Here is a 689-nt window from a genome sequence, read left to right on the forward strand (position 1 = left end):
CGTCGACATGAAGAATCTCTCCTGTCACGAAATGTGCGGACTCCAGATACACAATTGCGTCAACAATATCTTGAACCTCGCCCATTCTGCCTATAGGGTGCAATTTAGACAGAAAGTCATGTGTCTCAACCGCATGCATAGGTGTGTTGGTTACCCCAGGCGCGACAGCGTTCACACGAATACCCTTATCCGCATACTCAATCGCTAGCGATTTTGTTGCTGAGTTCAAACCTCCTTTGGTCAGTGCGGCAAGTACAGATGGCAAAGACTTGTGTGGGTGTACTACAATCCCACTTCCTGTGATGTTTACGATGTGGCCGGAACCCACTTTCATCATCTCAGTCACCGCACGCTGCGTAACATGGAAAAATCCTGCCAAATTGATTGACAACATCGATGTAAAATCCTCTTTAGTGAAGTCCGTGAATGGTTTCGCAATAAAAATGCCAGCATTGTTCACCAGTGTGTCGATCCGGCCAAAGCGAGAAAGCCCTTCGCCGATTAACCTGTCTGCGATTTGAGTGTCTGAAATGTCGCCGGCAACATAAGCGACGTGTGCACCTGTCGGATCAATTTCACTTGCAGCCTCTACCAGCATTTGTTCGCGGCGGCCATTAATAATTACATTTGCTCCTCGTTTCACCAGTTCAATTGCCACTGCTTTTCCTATACCGCTGCTTCCACCTGTA

At 47.8% G+C, this 689-nt stretch carries 1 protein-coding gene; it reads right to left on the minus strand.

Annotation, left to right across the window (positions count from 1 at the left end):
* Nucleotides 1-658 (minus strand): SDR family NAD(P)-dependent oxidoreductase (locus tag GC098_RS20085; RefSeq protein WP_312880233.1); only part of this gene is annotated, 658 nt, incomplete at its 3' end.
* Nucleotides 659-689: the final 31 nt, after the last annotated feature.

This window comes from Paenibacillus phytorum (assembly GCF_013141715.1).
In the GTDB taxonomy this organism is placed as follows: domain Bacteria; phylum Bacillota; class Bacilli; order Paenibacillales; family NBRC-103111; genus Paenibacillus_E; species Paenibacillus_E phytorum.